Genomic DNA, 16,169 nt, shown 5'->3' on the forward strand with positions numbered 1-16,169 from the left:
ATGCACACTCCCGCCAGTCGGCCCCCAGCCCACCCGCTGGAGGACAAGGATTCGCAGCGGGGGCCGGCGCGTCAACCACTGCGCGGCGGGGTCTTGGGGCGACCGCCTGAACCAACGGATTGATCCAGGTGAATGTGGGTGGAGCCACAGGTGGGGCGGACGGGACTGACCGAACGTTCGAGTCGCCTGCGCGACCGACAGCGTGACGCAGGCGGCACGGTCAGCCACCGTGCGACACGCCGGGCTCTCCGGCCGACGACGCCGGGCACGCCGCCCGAATTCCCGGTCTCACGGCACGTCCGCGATTGCACTCCACTTGGCGTGCCGACACCGTCGGTACCACCCGAGCGCATTGCCGGGCCTCCGCCGTACGGACCCTCCAGCGGGAATCAATTGTGGCTCCGTGGATATCCAGTGGGTATGGACCGTGCCGACAACGGGATACCGGTGGGTATGTCGGCGGTCCGCCGGACCCGGCACCGGCCGGCGCGGGAGCGACCGGCGACAATAGAGACATGCGCAGCGTCGACGAATCGGCCCTTGGCGATCTGGTCGCAGCCCGTCTGGGCGTCCGCGACAAAGTCGACGAAAACGACGAACCGGGCGAAGTCCGCGCCATCGGCGCAGGTGGCGAAAATCCGCCGACGGTGGTGGCGGCCGGGAACTTCGCGTCACCACTCGTCGCGCTGAGCGCCCTCGACCGGGCGATCGAGCGCTACCGGCTTTTCGTGCTGAATCCGCAGGAAGGGCTCCCGGACCGGCCCGGAGTCATTCCGGTGACGCCGTTCGTCGGCCCCGGTATGCGGGGCCGCCCGGCACTCGAATACCTGCCCAGCCGCCTCGGCCTCGTCCCACGCCTGTTCACCGGCGGGTACCACCCTGATGTCGTCGTGCTGCACACCAGCCGGCCGGTCGGTGGGCGGTTGTCGATGGGTACCGAGGTCAACATTCTGCCCGCCGCCGTCCGGGCCGCCCGGGCCGGCGGCGGCCTGGTGATCGCCCAGATCAATCGCCGCATGCCCTACACCTTCGGCGACGGTGAGCTGGACATCGCGTCGGTGGACCTGGCGATCGAGGTCGACGTACCGCTCGCCTCCCCCACCCCACGCCCGCCCGACGACATCCACCAGGAGATCGGCGCCCGGGTCGCCGCTCTTGTCCCCGACGGGGCGACGCTCCAGCTGGGCATCGGTACTGTTCCCGACGCGACCCTCGCGGCGCTCACCGGCCGCCGCGGCCTGCGGGTCTGGACGGAGACCTTCTCCGACGGACTGCTGGCGCTGGACCAGGCGGCGGCGCTCGACCGGCACGCGCCGATCGTGAGCAGCTTCGTCTTCGGCTCGCAGCAGCTGTACGGCTGGCTCGACCGCAACGAACGGATCCGGTTCCTGCGCACCGAGACCGTCAACGACCCGGCGGTCATCGCCCGCCAGCCCCTGATGACGTCGATCAACACCGCTCTGCAGGTCGACCTGCACGCGCAGGCGAACGCCTCCTACGTCCGCGGGCGGATCTGGTCCGGGTTCGGCGGGCAGCCCGACTTCGTCACGGGCGCCCTGCACGCCACCGACGGGCAGGCGATCATCGCACTGCCGAGCTGGCACGCCAGGAGCACAAGCTCCACCATCGTCGCCGCGCTGACCGAGCCGACCACCAGCTTTCAGCACAGTCATGTCGTGAGCGAGCACGGCGTGGCCGACATCTGGGGCAGCAGCCTGCGCCAGCAGGCGGACGAACTGATCCGCAACGTCGCGCACCCGGACGCGCGCGACGAGCTCGCCGCCGCGTTCGCCGACACGCACACCGACGCACGCGGCGGCCCGCGCGCCGACGTTCACAGCGGCGCGCGCGCCGCGGCCGACCGGCCCCGCACGTCGGCGCCTGCGCCTCAGCAGTCGGCCAGCCGTTCGACGACCGGTGCCAGCGCCTCGGCGGTCGCACCGAGCGGGGTCGAGAAGTAGCTGAAACCGAACCGGTCGCGGACGTCCACGAACTGCGCGCACACCTCGTCGAGGGAGCCGACGAACACCATCGGCGATGCGCGCAGCTCCTCGCGGGACGGCACGGCACCCACCCCCGTGTCCACCCGCTGCCGAACGAAGCCCTGGTAGAACGACTCGAACTCCTCGTCGGGCTCCGCGCCGACGGTCACGTGCAGCAGCTGGGCGGCAAGCTCCATGTCGGCGAAGCGGTCACCGGCGGCCGCCCGCACCCAGTCGATCTTCTCCAGGTAGGTGTCAGCGCCGAACGGGTCGCGCTCGGGCTCCGCCGGTCCGCCCCGGGAGATCCGCGGCATGATCTGGACGATGTCGGCCTGCCGCCCGGCGACCGACAGCAGCCGCCGGCCACCACCGCCGATCATGATCGGCGGGTGCGGGCGCTGGTGCGGCCGCGGCGTGCCACGCAGCCCGTCGACCGTGAAGTGCCTGCCCGCGTGATGCAGCGGCTCGCCGCCGAACAGGCCCTTCAGGATGACGACGACCTCCTCCAGTCGCTCGATGCGGGCCGGAGCGGGATCGAAGCGCAGGCCCGCCTGCTCGTACTCGGCCCGCATCCAGCCGGCACCGAGGCCGATCTGCAGGCGGCCCTCGGACAGCACGTCGAGCGTCGCCAGTTCCTTCGCCAGGACGGCAGGGTGGCGGAAGTCCTGGTTCAGCACGGTCTGCGTGATCCGCAGCGTGGACGTCGCGTCCGCGACCGCCTGCAGCGCGATCAGCGGCGCGAACGGGATCATGAAATGGTCGGCCAGCGCGAAGGTCGAGTAGCCGAGGGCCTCGATGCGCTGGCCGGCCTGGCGCAGCGCGCCGACGTCCGGTGTCCGGCCCGGGCCGGTGTTGAAGCGGAAACGCCGCGCCATCTCTCGAGCACTCCCCTCGCGCGCGGAGCACGTCCCGCCCGCGTGCCTGATCTCGACCGCCGTCCCGGTGGCCGCGACGCCCGCCCGCCGCGGCCGTCCGCCGCGGCTGTGCACCGCCGCCGCTGTCCACCGCGGCGTTGCGATACTCAGCCTAGAACGGCCGACCTTTCGATCATGCCGTTCGCGGTCTCCCCGTCCCAGCTGTAGCGGGCGAGGGCCTGCTGCAGATGCAGACGCGAGGCGGAGCCGATGTCGGCGCCCATCGTCGCGAAGGTCGACAGGATGGTCTGGCCCTCGATCGTGGTCTCGCCGCGCGACGTCTCCAGGGTGACGGAGACGTCCCCGCCGCTGGCCCGCAGCTCACGCAGCCAGGGCGCCCGGGTGACCCGCGCCGGGATCAGCTCGCCGTCGCCGTCGAACAGGTAGCCCTCGTTGAACGTGGGCCTGCCGTCGGGGCGCGGCGGGTACAGGCACAGGCCGAACGCCCGGCCGCTCGGGAACAGCGCCGACTGCCAGACATGGCCCCGGAAGGCGGCCAGCCGACGGATGCCGGCCCGGCGGATCCGCAGGCCACCGCCGTTCAGGTCGTACACCTCGTCGCCGAGGCGCAGCCGCCCCGAGGCCCGGAAGAGCTGCTCGAAGCGGGGCCCGCCCATCAGCGCGCCCTCCTCCTGGGTGGCGAGCACCAGACCGGCCTCCTCCAGCAGCGTGCCGCCCTCCCACGGCGGGACGGCGCTGCGCAGGTCCAGGGCGAGCTCGACCGGGACCAGCGGCCCGTCGGACGCCCCGCGCCGGTAGCTGCCGTCGATCTGTGCCCCGACCGTGGTCTGCACGGCCAGGCCATCCAGCCGCCCGCGCCAGTGCCGGAACGGCTCGACGAGCTCGTACGACAGCGGCCCGGCACCGAGGGTGCGGGGCCGCCCGTCGGCGCCGATCGGATCGTGCACCTTGCCGGCGTCGAAGATGTTGAATACCCGGCCGTCGGCGAGCGCGATGTTCACCTGGATGTCGTGGGTCTCCCACTGGTCGCCGACCGCCTCGATGCCGACGCGGGGCAGGCCGAACTCGGCGCCGTCGTCCCAGATCCAGGCGTTGACCGACTCACGCATCTCCGGGTCGTCCGGCTGGCCCGGGAGAACGAACTCGCGCTCCGCGTCGAGGCCGCCCGTCAGGTCGATGGTCACTGTGTTCCTCCCGTGGCGCACGGCGTCGGGCCGCACGGCAGGGCCATCCACCCGGCGGGACGCCATAACTTCACAAGTCTGATCGACAAAGTTGGCGCCAGCATCGTGCCACCGACCGACCCATCATTGCAATACTGCAACGCCTGGAAGGTGGCGGATGGTGTGCCGGGAGGGGTCGAAGGCGGGGAGGCGTCGGGAACGGGGCGGGGGCGCTACGAGCCGTTGCGGTCTTCGCGATCCCGACCGGCTTCCGCCGCGGCGCTGTTGGCGGCGGCCTCGCCAGCGGCCTCGTCGACCACCTCGACGGCAGATCCGGAGGCGGATCCGGCGGCTGCCTCGGCATGCCGGGTGACCAGGCGCGCCCTGACCTCGTCCGGGGTGTATGCGCGCCGGGAGCGCTCCGCGCGCGCCACCGCGGCGCCCCCGGCCGCGACCCCCACGAGGCCGGCCAGCCCGAGCACCTTCCACCAACGGCCGGGCGCCACGCCGAGGGACAGCTTCCATCTCGTCATGCGCTCAGGCTACGGAGAGCACGCCCACGACCAGCGGGCGTCCAGGCAGCCAGACCGGGCACGGCGCAGGGCGCGGACCGGAGGTTTCGCCCTCCGGGAAGCCGTCGCTGCCGGGCAGGAGTGACTTCGCGCCGGGCTCGCTGGCGGGTTCTAGGCTGACGTCATGGGCGGCCGACCTCTGACCCTCGACGACGCCGTGGAGCTCACCCGCACCGGCGACGTGTGGATCTTCCGCGGCCGCAGCACCATGGACCGTGCGATCCAGCTCACGACCAACAGCCCGGTGAACCATGTCGGGATGGCCGTCGTCCTCGACGACCTTCCGCCGTTGATGTGGCACGCGGAGCTGGGCCGTTCCCTGCACGACGTGTGGGCCGGCGGTCACCATCGCGGAGTACAGCTGCACGACCTGCGCGAGGCCGTCGTCGTCTGGGGCAACCGGTACGGCCAGCGGGCCTGGCTGCGCCAGCTCGAGCCGACCGTCGACCGGGCGGCCGAGGACGCCGTGCTGCGCACGGTCGCCCGGCTCGACGGCACCCCGTTCCCGTCGACGGCGCGGCTCGCGGGCCGCTGGCTCGCCGGCCGGGCACCACGACTGCGGCGCCCCGGCGCCGCCACCGCGGCGGGCCCGTCACCGGAGGCCGACCTCCCCGCCCCGGAGACGGCCATCTCGCCGCCCTCCCCGGAGGCGGCCGTCTCGCCGCAGACGGGAATCTGGCCGCAGACGGATATCGCCACCGAGGCAGACGCCTCCCCGCGGACCCGCGCGTCGCGGGTGCTGGGTGTCCTGAGGGGAGCCCGGCCGGCCCGGGCCGAGCCTTCGCCAGCCGGTCTGGAGTCCGCCTACTGCGCCGAGGTCGTGGCTGTCACCTACGAGGCGATGGGGCTGCTGCCGCCGGGGCGCCGGCCGAACTGGTACGACCCCGGGCGGTTCTGGAGCGGCGACGACCTGCCGCTGACCGCGGGTTACCGCCTGGGCGACGAGATCACCGTCGAGATCCCGGCCGGGCCCCCGCGGCAGGCCCCGCACGGCTGACCGAAAACGCCGCGCGGCCCACACGCCTGCTGGCTGCGCGTGGGCCGCGCGGCGGCTTGGCCGTTCCGGACCCGAGATGTTGTTCAGCCGGCCGACCTGCTGCCGGTTCGCCAGACGCCTACTTGAAGGTGGTCAGCGTCGGCTCCGTCCAGGTGGCGTCCTCGGCGGGCCAGCAGACGAACGGCTTGTCCTTCGTGCCGCCGACCAGCTGGAACTTGCCGTTCTTCACCTGGACCAGCGCTCGGCACACGTGCTTGTAACCGTGGGTTATCGGGTCTGCCTTGGTGGCCGTTTCATGCTGACGCGACCAGTCGACGGGTTGGTGCAGGCCGCCGTTGGTGTCCTCGGTCAGCTTGTTGGTGGCGGAGATCACCGCCTCCCGGGTCGGGTTCTTCCCAGCCTCGAGAAGGCCCTGGTAGGCGAGGTCAGCGACGATCCAGCCGTACATCGACATCTCGTCGAGCGACCCGCCCTCCTTCGCGATCCACTTGCGGAAGGCGACCATCGCGGTGTCGCCGTCACTGGCCTCGAAGGGGCGGAAACCCACGCTCATGTAGTCGCCCTCGAAAAGCCCATCGGCGTCGGTGACGAACTTCTGGTTGTAGGAGTTCAGGTGGTACATGGGAATGTTGTCCATGCCCTGCCGCTTGAGCTCCTGGGCCAGGGTCTTCATGCCGTTGAGGTCCAGGCAGGTCATGATGATCTCGACTCCGGCCTTCTTCATGGCCGTGACCTCGGGGCCGACCCCGTTCGCCAGGCCGAAGGCCAGCGAGTCGTTCTTGTAGGCGATCTCCTGGCCGGTGCTGCCCTTGTAGCGGTCGACCGTGTCGGTGATCTGGCTGACGCACTGCTTGGAGTTGTCGGTCACGCCGTAGCCGAGCRCCGCGATCTTCTTGACGCCCGCCAGCTTGGCCACGTAGGGGAACGTGCGGTCCATGCAGTCCAGGCAGGGCGGCGCCGAGCTACCGAAGATCGATTCCTTGCCATTCATCTCCGCCGGGTGGATGGCCCACCCGTACAGCGGGACGCCCGCGTCGGAGAACTCGCTCCAGCCGGTCGCGAGCTGGGTGGCACTGAAGGTGGCGAAGGTGTCGTTCGCAGCGATGATCTCGACGGCCCGCTGCTTGTTCTGCCCGAGCTGGTCGTCGACCTCCTTGCTCACGACGAGCTTGCGGCCGTTCACCCCGCCCTCGCTGTTGCGGTACGCGAAGTAGGCGTTGATGCCCTCGAGGAAGCACTCGTGCAGACAGTTGCCCAGCGGGTTGTTCGTCTTCGTGCCGAGCACGGAGAACTTGATCTCCGTGCTCGTCACGCCAGGCGCGCTGGCGCTGTTCCCGCCCGTGCTGGCGGAGCTGTCCGGCTTACCGCTGGAGTTGGAGCACGCCGCAGCCACCAGGCCGAGCACCACAAGCAGCACGGCCACGGCGCGCAGGCGTCCGGGGCGAAGGTTCATCGGTAGTTCTTCCTTCGTAGATGTGCTCAACCTGATAACGGCAGAGCGGACGGTGAGCTGATGACCCAACCGCGGGTCAGGAAGGTTGAGACGGCCCCCTCCGCGACCAACCGAACACATTGCGCCAGCCGGCGGCGGCCCCGTGTACCGGCCCGTGTACCGGCCCGCGGGCCGGCCACCTGGTCCGTACTAAGAGCAGTCATCGTCAACATGTTCTCCAAACCCGCACCGCCGGTTCTCCCCGACGTACCGAGGATCACTTGACAGCGCCTCACCAACGGAGATTCGCCGCTGTTCGAGTGCAACCTCGACACCTTTTTCGACGCGATGGTTCCGCGACCGGAGGAATAAGCCGGCCGACCACGCACAGCACCCGACCCAGGGCTGGCCGGCCGAGCAGCCGACCGGCCGATCGGTTGGTCACAAGGGTCGAAGCAACCAGCCACGGAGCCCAGGTCCCAGCTCCGCCGCCGCATGCGTCCATAAGACCGGCCGCGGCGCACATTGTCAAACTCGACGTCAACATCGGTCGGTTCGCGCGCCGCCGGGCGCCCGCGCCCGCGGCCCGTCAGCCCCCGATGTGCGCCGCCCGCCGCTCCCGCGCGGAAGCCAGGATGCGGTGGATCGTCTGCGGCGTGACGAACAGCGCCTCGGCGATCTCACGCTCGTCGGCACCGGCCGCCTGCCGGGTGACGATGTCCCGTTCCGTCCGGGTCAGCTCGACCGTCGGGCGGCGCGCGAGCGGGGCACCGGCCACGGCGAGCCGGTCCCGGATCCGCTCGTACATGCCCGTGGCACCGCACCGCCAGGCCAGGTCGGCCGCCTGTCCCAGCAGCACCGTCGTCTCGGCCGCCTTGCTCACCCCCGCCAGCGCGTACAGGGCACGTGCGTACTCCAGCCTGGACCGGGTGGGAGCCAGCAGTGCCGCGGCCTCCCGCAGGTCATCCACCCCACCGTCGACGTCGCCCGCGACGAACCGAAGCTCGCCGAGCAGGCGCAGGGTGCGTCCGACCGCGCTCGGCGCACCCCAGGCCCGGGCCGCCGCCAGCTCCTCCCCGAGCAGCTCGACGGCCGCGGCATGCCGGCCGAGACCGGACAGCGCCCGCGCGCGCAGCGAGCGCCACGGCCGCCAGCCCGGGTTGCGCGCGCTCACCATCAGCGCCCGGCTGTCGTCCAGGGCGATCAGTGCCTCCTCGAAACGCCCATGGGCGATGTGGAGACCGGCGTGCATCTCCGCGAAGACACGGTCGGCATCGGCCGGCCGTGGGGTGTCCCGCACCTGGTCGGCGAGCGACCGGGCCCCGGCCAGGTCACCCATGTCGATCAGCACCCCGACCGCGTAACCGTTCGCGTACCCCGCGCCGAAGGCGAGCCCCCAGGACGCCGACTGGTCACTCGCGATCCGGAACAGCTGGTAGGCCTCCCGCAGGTCGCCGAGCCCCCAGGTGCAGTACGCGCGCCACAGGTTCGCGCCCAGCGCGCCGAACACCGAGCCGTGCTGGTGCGCGTATGCCAGGCTCTCCGCCCACACCGCGTCGGTGTCCTCGTCGGCCAGGTGCAGCGTCACACCGGCCACCACGCACAGCAGGCCGACATCGGCGCGGGTCAGCACCCCGCCGTCCACCGCGAACCGGGCCAGCTCGATCGCGCGGGCCCGGTCCGTCCCGTCGATCGCCAGCTCCCAGGACAGCGCGGACGCCAGCATCCGCGCGCCGGGGCCACCACCGCTCACGGCCGGTTCGGGCTGCCGACGCCAGACGGCCGCTTCGACGTCGTGCATGTAGCCGCCGATCCTGGCCAGGCCGAGCAGCCCCTGCCGCTCGTCGTCCAGCTCGGCCGGCAGCTCGTCCGCCACCTCGTAGCCGAACCGGGTCGCCTCGCCGGGGGTGCCCGCGAACGTCAGCGCCCGGGTCAGCATCTGTGCCATCTCCGCCCGCAGCGGCCCGGCCTCCAGCTCCGCGTACGCCTGCGCCAGGTGGGTGACGGCGGCGACCCCGTCGCCCAGGACGGCCGCATGTGCCAGCTCGGGCAGCACCTGCGCACGCAGCCGCGGTTCGGGCTGCTCGCGCAGGGCGCGGGCGAGATAGGACGCGGCGGCGTCGGGCGCACCGCGCTCGCTGGCCCGAGCCGCCGCTCGGCGCAGCACGTCGACCACCCAGGGGTCACCGCGGTGCGGAACCTGCAGCAGGTGCGCGGCGATCTGCTCCGGGGCGGCCCCGGACTGGTACAGCACCCGGGCCGCGCTGTCGTGGTGAAGCTGGCGCTCCCCGGGCGGCAGGTCCCGGTAGACCGCGTCGGCCACCAGTGGATGCACGAAACCAAGCGGGTAGTCGTCGCGCAGCACCTCGGCCCGGGCCAACGCGCCGACGGCGGCCGCCGTGGCCGCGTCCGACAGGCCGGCCAGGGCGGCGACGGTCGGCAGCACCGCGCCGCCGCCCAGCACCGCGATCCAGCGGGCGACCGTGATGCTCTCCCGCGGCATCCTCGCCAGCCGCATCAGCACCAGGCTGGAGACCGCCCGCGAACCGATCGTCGTGACGGTGCCGGCGTGCGCGCTGTCCGGGCGGACCCCCTCGACCAGCAGCGCACGCAGCAGCTGCCGCAGGTAGAGCGGGTTTCCGGCGGTGGCGTCGTGGCAGGCGGCCACGAAACCGTCCTGGGCGTCGGTGCCGAGGCGGGCCCGGACCAGGTCGGCGACCGCGTGCCTACCCAGCGGTGCGGGACGGATCCACACCGTGGCGGGGTCGTGCGTCACCTCGGCCAGCAGGGCCTCGTCCTCGCCGCGCTCACCGGTCCGCACCGTGGCGACGATCAGCACTGGCATGCCCTCGGTGCGGCGGACGAGGTACGCCAGGAACCGCAGCGACGCGCTGTCGCACCACTGCAGGTCGTCCACGGCGAGCATGATCGGCGCCTGGGCGGCGAGCCGCATCGTCAGCCAGTACAGCCCGTGCAGCACGGCGAGCGAGCCGTCGCCGCGCGGGACGGCCGGCGCGTCACCCGGGCGTCCCCCGTCGCGCCCGTCCCGCGGGTCGGGCCCGACCCGCCCGCCCCACAGATTCGGCATGTCACCGGTCTGGCCGAGGTCGAAGACCGTGGCGGCCTGCGCCGCCGGGCCGGTCAGCAGCTCATGGTCGGGTGTCGCCGCGGCGACCTCCGCCTCGAACAGCTGGCGGACCGCACCGAAGGCGAACTCCCGCTCCAGCTGGCTCCCCCGGGCCGTGAGGACCCGGAACCCGCCGGCGACGGCGGGCCGCCGGGCCTCGACGAGCAGGCGGCTCTTGCCGATCCCGGCCGGGCCCTCGATCACCACCAGCCTGGCCTGCGCCTCGGCCGCGTCGGCGACGCAGGCGGCGAGCTCGGCGACCTCCCGGTCACGATCGACCAGGTCGTCACCCGCCGGCACCGGCGCGGACCATCCGCCCGGCCGGGCCGGTAGCGGTGCCCACCCCGGCCCCGGCGCCGGGCCTGTGGCCAGGCCTGGGCCCGCGGCTGTGCTCGGGCCTGGAGCTGTGGCAATGGCTGGAACTGTGGCAATGGCTGGAGATGGGATGAGGGTTGGGGCTGTGGTTGGGGCTGGGGCTGGGGTCGAGGGAGGCGGGACAGGCGACGACGGGGCCGGCGCCGGTGCCTCCAGAGCCGGTGACTGACGCAGCACCTCGGCCTCGAGGGCGCGCAGTGCCGGCCCCGGGTCGATCCCGAGCTCGGCCGCAAGGACCTCCCGGGCCCGGCGCAGCGCCGACAGCGCGTCACCCTGGCGCCGCGATCGGTAGAGGGCCAGGACGAACAGCCGCCAGCGCTCCTCCCGCAGCGGCTGCTCGGCGACCAGCGCCTCGATCTCGGGCACGACGACAGCCGTCTCACCGCGGCCGAGCCGGGCCTCGATCAGCTGTTCGCGGGCGACCTCACGCAGCTCGGCGAGTCTGGCCGCCTCGGGCTGCGCCCATGGCTCGTCCTGATACTCGCCGAAGGCCGGCCCGCGCCACAGGCCCAGCGCCGCGGTGAGCACCGCCACCCGCGCGTCCGGGTCCACCTCGGCGGCGGCCCGGCGCACCAGTTCCTCGAATCGCCAGGCATCGACCGCGTCGGGGGCGACCCGCAGCGCGTACCCGGATCCCGACCTGATGATGATCGAGGCCCGGGACCGGGCGGTCCGCTCGGGTTCCAGGGCGCGGCGCAGGTGGGACACATACGACTGCAGCGCCCCGCTCGGCCCCGACGGCGGGTGGTCGGCCCACAGCAGATGGATCAGCCGGTCGGCGGCGATGGCGTCGCCGCGGGCCACCACGAGCAGGCCCAGCACCGCCCGCTGACGGCGACCACCGAGATCCAGCTCGACCCCGCCACGGGACGCCGTGAGGTCCCCCAGGACGGTGATCGCCGCTGCCTCGGCCACCTCGCCATGCCCCTCGGTGGCGGCGGGGAGGGCTTCGCCGCCGCCGCGGTCACCAGCGTCCGGTCCGACACGGCCTGGACCACCCCGCACAGCTCTCCCCCCACTGCCCGGATGCCCGGCTCTGCTGTCGCATCGTCGCATATGACGCGGATCAGGCGTGCCCCGGTCCGACGTCCGCCGCCCCGTGACGTGGGCCGGAACCCACGCTCAACAAGCGGTGCTCCAGGAGCGTCAGTCTTCAAGTCGCCCGCAACCGGTCAGCCGCAAGTAGCTCGCAAGCGGCTGCCGGCACTGTCGTCCCATCGCACGACAGGCCTGGGAGAAGCGCTGTGAACACACACCCGACCACGACCGGATCCGCCTCGTCCGGCGGCGCGACGCACGCGACGTATCCGCGTGGTCTGCTCGTCGCCGGCGACCCCGGCTTCGACCTCGCCCGCAAGCCCTGGAACCTGGCCGTGGAGCAGCGCCCGGCGGCGATCGCGCATCCCGCCGACGCCACCGAGGTGGCCGCGGTGGTCCGGCTGGCCGCGGCCAGCCGCCTGCGGGTCGCCGCGCAGGCGACCGGGCACGGCGCCGGGGCACTCGGCCCACTCGACGACGTGGTGCTGCTGCGGACGTCCCGGCTCACCGGCGTCGCCCTCGACGCCCGGGCGCGACGGGCCCGGGTGGGCGCCGGAACGCGGTGGCTCGACGTGGTGCCCCCGGCCGGCGGGCAGGGCCTCGCCGCGCTGCACGGCTCGTCCCCCGACGTGGGGGTGGTGGGCTACTCACTCGGCGGCGGCCTGAGCTGGTACGGCCGGGCGCTGGGCCTGGCGGCGAACAGCGTGACCGCGGCGGAGCTCGTCACCGCCGACGGCACGCTGGTGCGCGTCGACGCCGACCACGAACCCGACCTGTTCTGGGCCCTGCGCGGCGGCGGGGGCAGCTTCGGTGTCGTCACCGCGCTGGAGTTCGCCCTCCACCCGATCAGCACCGCCTACGCGGGCCTGCTGGCCTGGGACTGGCGGCACAGCGAGCGGGTGCTGACCCGCTGGCTCGACTGGGCGGGGCCGGCGCCCGACGCCGTCAGCACGTCGCTGCGCCTCCTCCAGGTGCCGCCGCTTCCCGAGATGCCCGAGCCGGTCCGCGGCCGAGCACTCGTCATGATCGACGGTGCGGTGCTCGCCGACAATCTTGAGGCCGAGCGGATCCTCGCACCGCTGCGCGAGCTGGCCCCGGAACTCGACACCTTCACCCGGCTGCCCGCGTCCGCGCTGCTGCGGCTGCACCTGGACCCGGAGGGCCCGACCCCGCTGGTCTCCGCCAGCCGCACGCTGCACGAGCTGCCGGCGGGCGCGGTCGGCACGCTGCTGGACGTCGCCGGCCCGGACTCCGGCACCTCGCTGCAGGTCGCCGCCGAGCTGCGCCAGCTCGGCGGGGCGCTGTCCCGACCGGCCGCCGGCGGGGGCGCGCTCGCCTCGCTGGACGGCGCGTTCGTGCTGTACGCCAGCGGCGTCGTCCCCACCTCCGAGCTGCTCGCCCGGGCACGGCTGGACGCGCGCCGGGTCGTCGACGCCATGGCGCCGTTCAGCGCCCGCCAGCAGTGCCTGAACCTCACCGCGAACCGCACCGACGTCGCCGCCGGCTACGACCCGCTCGCCTGGGCGCGCCTGCGGGCGATCCGTGCCGCCGTCGACCCGGGCGGAATGTTCGTCGCGGGCCACCCGGTCCCGCTGACCGCCTGAGCCCGCTGACCGCCTGAGCCCGCTGACCACACCCGCCCACAGCCCCGCAGCAGTCCCCAGCCCCGCAGCAGTCCGAGCCCTGCGAAGGATGCCGAACCCATGGACACGATCCAGGCCCTCCCGGCCGCGAGGCCGATCACCACCGCCCACACCGCCACCGTTCCTTCCCCCGCTCCCCTTTCCGCCACCAGCCGGTCCGCGACCACCGGCCGGATCGCAACCAACAACCGGACCGCGACCACCCGCTGGCCGTCGCCGCAGGCCGAGCGCCTCGTGGTCACCGTGCTGATGTCGGACGTCCGTGGCTACAGCGGCATCGCGCAGCGCTCCGATCCCGTGGTCCTCGCCGGTCAGCTGGACGCCCACCGCCGGGAGATGGTCGCGGCGATCCGCCAGACCGGGGGGATCGTCGTGCAGTACGCCGGTGACGCGGTGGTGGCCGCGTTCGGAATGCCGGCGTTCGGGGTGCCGGCCCGGCGCGCGGACCATCGGCGCCGCGCCTGCCGAGCCGCCCTGGCGATGCACCGACGGCAACGGCGCCTGGACGGCGAGTGGGCCGCCCGCGGTCTCGAGCCGTTCGGTCTCGGCATCGGTGTCTGCACCGGTGAGGTGGCCGCGGCCGTGCTCGGCGGGGACGAGCGGCTCGGCTACACCCTGGTCGGCGACACCGTGAACCTCGCCGCACGGCTGCAGAGCATGGCCCGTGAACCGGGCATGACGGTCGTGTCCGCCGCGACCGCCGCCGGGCTGGCCGGTGCCGAGGTCCTCGGGCTGGCACCGACGACGGTCAAGGGCCGGGTCGGCCTCGTCCAGGCCTACCGGCTCGTCGACAACGTGATCACCCGGCGGCACCCGGTACCCGTGGCCGACTCTCGCGGGTGGCCCGACGCCGGCCCGGACCACGCGGCCGCTGCCTGAGCCCACCGCCGCCGGCTCGCGTAGCGGCCTGACCTGCGCGGGGAAGCGTTCGGATATGCCGGCACCGAAAACACCGGCGGGGGCACCTCGCGGGATTTCCCTATTCCTTTCGGGGAAAGCCCGCGGGCACCGAAGCACCGGTGCCGACCCGGCTTGGCGCCTGGAACTCGGCGACGGCAGAATCATCCGAGAAGGCATGAACCGCCCGGATACAGAACGCCCGGAAGAGGCGTTTGGGCATCGCAGCGAGAAGGGCTTCGGGTGCGCGCATGGCGATCGGCGGCGTGACGCCGCTGCGTCCGACGGATCCCCGCCTCATCGGTCCGCACACCCTCGAGAGCGTTCTCGGCAGCGGCGGGATGGGCCGGGTCTATCTGGGGCGCTCACCGGCCGGCCGCCGCGTCGCGGTCAAGGTCATCCACGATCATCTGGCCCGCGAGGAGCAGTATCTTGCCCGCTTCCAGCGGGAGGCCCGGATCGCGTACAGCGTCGCGCCGTTCTGCACCGCCGAGGTCCTCGACTTCGGCGTCTTCGACGGCCGGCCCTACATCGTCACCGAGTTCCTCGAGGGGCCGACCCTCGCCGAGGCCGTCACCACGCACGGGCCGCTGTCGACCACCGACCTGCACCAGCTCGCGGTGTCCATCGCCGCGGCACTCGCCTCCATCCACAGCGCCGGGCTGGTGCACCGCGACATCAAGCCGGCCAACGTGCTGCTGTCAAAGACCGGCCCGCGGGTCATCGACTTCGGCGTGGCGATGTCGATCGAGTCGCAGTCACTGCTGACCAACGCCTCGGACACCATCGGCACCCCCGCCTTCATGGCTCCCGAGCAGGCCGCCCGGGAGCCGACGGGTGCGTCCGCCGACGTGTTCGCCTGGGGCGGGGTCCTCGCGTTCGCCGGCACCGGGCGGTCACCGTTCGGGACCGGAGCCGCACCCATCGTCATGTACCGCGTGGTCCACGAGGAGCCGGATCTCGACGGTCTCGACTCCCGCCTGCTCCCCCTGGTCCGGGCGGCGATGAGCAAGCGCCCCGCGGACCGCCCGAGCGCCGCCGAGCTACTCGGCGAGCTGACCGGGTCGACCCGTCCTTCGGCCGCGCTGGCCGCGACCAGGCCCTCCGGGGAGGCGCCTCCGCGGGAGGTGACCCCAGCCCCGGCCTGGGCACCTGAGCCGGAGCAGGACGCGGAGCTGCGCCGCCGGATGTCCGTGCCACCATCGGCGACCGCGACCGGTTTCGGGCCGCCCGCGACACCCCCGTCATCCGCGACACCCCCGTCATCCGCGACACCTCCGTCATCCGCGACACCTCCGGCGCACGCAGCACGCCCGGCACAAGCACCCCCGGCGCCCGAACAGCAGAACGGCACAGCGCCAGCCGCCGCGCCGCAGCCCGCCACCGACGAGGAGGCCGCGGCGAACGACCTCCCGGCGGCGGGCCGGCGCAGTTCCCGACGGCGCCGTTCCCGGCGGGAGACCAGGCGGCGCGCGGTCGGGGCCGCGGTGGCGACGGCAGCCGTGCTCGGGGTGACCGGCGTGGTCCTGCTCGCCGGGGGCTACCTGACGGACTCCGACGCCCCCGGCGCGAAACCCAGTCCCGCCGTTCAGACCTCGGCGCAGACGCCCTCCACGCCCGCCACGTCGGCCAGTCCGCAGTACAGCGAGCAGGACTGGATCAGTGTTCTCCAGCGGCTCGACCAGGCCCGGGTAGCCGCGTTCGAGTCCGCCGACGTCCGCCTGCTCTCCCAGGTCTACGCCGAGGGCAGCGGCGCGCGGGCGACGGACGAGGAGGCGATCCAGCTCATGAGCGCGAACGGCGCGCGCGGCAAGGGCGGGCAGCAGACCGTCCAGTCGGTCGAGGTGGTGAGCCACAACGCGTCGGTCGTGGTCCTGCGGTTCACCGCGAGCATGGCGCCGTTCACGATCGTGGCCGCTGACGGCTCGGTCATCGACCGCAGGCCGGGGGCGACCTCGGCCACCCGGGAGGTCAACCTCGTCAGTACGCCGGAAGGCTGGCGCATCACCGCCGTCTGAGGCGGCCGGCACGACGGTCCGAGCCCCGGCCGGGCCCTGTTCCACGATGG

10 protein-coding genes are annotated in these 16,169 nt (G+C 73.2%); 5 read left to right on the top strand and 5 right to left on the bottom strand.

Annotated elements, in window-relative coordinates; genetic code table 11:
- Positions 1-515: 515 nt before the first annotated feature.
- Entirely contained in the window at positions 516-1,961 is a 1,446-nt protein-coding gene (locus tag CcI49_RS05230; protein ID WP_083749316.1) for an acetyl-CoA hydrolase/transferase C-terminal domain-containing protein, read from the top strand.
- Here CcI49_RS05230 and CcI49_RS05235 read toward each other — a convergent pair.
- From CcI49_RS05235 to CcI49_RS05245, 3 genes are all read right to left on the bottom strand, one after another.
- Positions 1,889-2,857, bottom strand: a complete 969-nt coding sequence (locus tag CcI49_RS05235; protein WP_054567613.1) for a TIGR03621 family F420-dependent LLM class oxidoreductase — start codon at positions 2,855-2,857, stop codon at positions 1,889-1,891. The two genes, CcI49_RS05230 and CcI49_RS05235, sit on opposite strands and share 73 nt — an antisense overlap.
- A 146-nt stretch (positions 2,858-3,003) precedes the next feature.
- Positions 3,004-4,041 (bottom strand): hypothetical protein, encoded by a 1,038-nt coding sequence (locus CcI49_RS05240; protein ID WP_076824953.1) that lies wholly within the window; start codon positions 4,039-4,041, stop codon positions 3,004-3,006.
- A gap of 212 nt (positions 4,042-4,253) precedes the next feature.
- Entirely contained in the window at positions 4,254-4,553 is a 300-nt protein-coding gene (locus CcI49_RS05245) for a hypothetical protein (RefSeq protein WP_083473371.1), read from the bottom strand.
- 163 nt (positions 4,554-4,716) lie between these two features.
- Between CcI49_RS05245 and CcI49_RS05250 the strand changes: the two genes are divergently transcribed.
- Complete coding sequence (locus tag CcI49_RS05250) at positions 4,717-5,589, top strand: hypothetical protein (RefSeq protein WP_054567615.1); 873 nt, start codon at positions 4,717-4,719, stop codon at positions 5,587-5,589.
- Positions 5,590-5,707: 118 nt separating this feature from the next.
- Here CcI49_RS05250 and CcI49_RS05255 read toward each other — a convergent pair whose 3' ends face one another.
- Positions 5,708-7,042: an ABC transporter substrate-binding protein gene (locus tag CcI49_RS05255; protein WP_076824678.1), complete on the bottom strand. Its 1,335-nt coding sequence runs from the start codon at positions 7,040-7,042 to the stop codon at positions 5,708-5,710.
- 568 nt (positions 7,043-7,610) lie between these two features.
- Entirely contained in the window at positions 7,611-11,438 is a 3,828-nt protein-coding gene (locus CcI49_RS05260) for a BTAD domain-containing putative transcriptional regulator (RefSeq protein ID WP_241839907.1), read from the bottom strand.
- A gap of 329 nt (positions 11,439-11,767) precedes the next feature.
- Here CcI49_RS05260 and CcI49_RS05265 point away from each other — a divergent pair, with 329 nt between their 5' ends.
- The 3 genes from CcI49_RS05265 to CcI49_RS42440 all read left to right on the top strand — a co-directional run bounded on the left by CcI49_RS05265 (position 11,768) and on the right by CcI49_RS42440 (position 16,119).
- Positions 11,768-13,165, top strand: a complete 1,398-nt coding sequence (locus tag CcI49_RS05265; protein ID WP_076824682.1) for an FAD-binding protein — start codon at positions 11,768-11,770, stop codon at positions 13,163-13,165.
- Positions 13,166-13,264: 99 nt separating this feature from the next.
- A complete protein-coding gene (locus CcI49_RS05270) occupies positions 13,265-14,083 on the top strand; it encodes an adenylate/guanylate cyclase domain-containing protein (protein WP_235498020.1) in 819 nt (272 codons plus the stop codon).
- Positions 14,084-14,352: 269 nt separating this feature from the next.
- A complete protein-coding gene (locus CcI49_RS42440) occupies positions 14,353-16,119 on the top strand; it encodes a serine/threonine-protein kinase (RefSeq protein ID WP_076824684.1) in 1,767 nt (588 codons plus the stop codon).
- The last annotated feature ends 50 nt before the right edge of the window (positions 16,120-16,169 follow it).

The organism is Frankia sp. CcI49 (assembly GCF_001983215.1).
GTDB classification, from domain to species: domain Bacteria; phylum Actinomycetota; class Actinomycetes; order Frankiales; family Frankiaceae; genus Parafrankia; species Parafrankia irregularis.

Coding starts and splice junctions, on each gene's coding strand:
- CcI49_RS05230 (WP_083749316.1), top strand. CDS start 516: ATGCGCAGCGTCGACGAATCGGCCCTTGGCGATCTGGTCGCAGCCCGT.
- CcI49_RS42440 (WP_076824684.1), top strand. CDS start 14,353: ATGGCGATCGGCGGCGTGACGCCGCTGCGTCCGACGGATCCCCGCCTC.
- CcI49_RS05250 (WP_054567615.1), top strand. CDS start 4,717: ATGGGCGGCCGACCTCTGACCCTCGACGACGCCGTGGAGCTCACCCGC.
- CcI49_RS05235 (WP_054567613.1), bottom strand. CDS start 2,857: ATGGCGCGGCGTTTCCGCTTCAACACCGGCCCGGGCCGGACACCGGAC.
- CcI49_RS05245 (WP_083473371.1), bottom strand. CDS start 4,553: ATGACGAGATGGAAGCTGTCCCTCGGCGTGGCGCCCGGCCGTTGGTGG.
- CcI49_RS05270 (WP_235498020.1), top strand. CDS start 13,265: ATGGACACGATCCAGGCCCTCCCGGCCGCGAGGCCGATCACCACCGCC.